1 pseudogene is annotated in these 316 nt (G+C 77.2%); it reads left to right on the top strand.

The window, feature by feature from the left end:
• Positions 1-46: 46 nt before the first annotated feature.
• A pseudogene (locus tag CVH10_RS19140) lies at positions 47-316 on the top strand (hypothetical protein); the annotation flags it as partial.

Here is a 316-nt window from a genome sequence, read left to right as displayed (position 1 = left end):
CGCGGCATCATCGAGGGCGTCAGGCATTTCCGCCGGATGCTGGCCGATGCAGGCTGACGCCCCCGATGGGCCGTCGGCGAGCGTGCTCCCCCTGGTCCGTGGCCGGGCCGACCGGCTGCGCAACCTCATGTCCGGGCTGGCACGCCAGTCCGTGCGTCCGCGCGAACTGGTGATCGCCTGGATGCAGCCGGAGCGCACCCGCGACCTGCCGGCCCCCGGCTGCCCCGTGCGCCAGCGGCCCGGCGACGGCGAGCCGATGCCGCTCGCCGCCGCCCGCAACCGCGCGGCCGAGGCCGCCACGGGCGACCTCCTCGTC

It is taken from the genome of Halomonas sp. ND22Bw (genome assembly GCF_003011945.1).
Taxonomy (GTDB): domain Bacteria; phylum Pseudomonadota; class Gammaproteobacteria; order Pseudomonadales; family Halomonadaceae; genus Halomonas; species Halomonas halophila.
The sequence above is the reverse complement of the archived record's forward strand: the minus strand, read 5'-3'. Positions and strand labels throughout refer to the sequence as shown.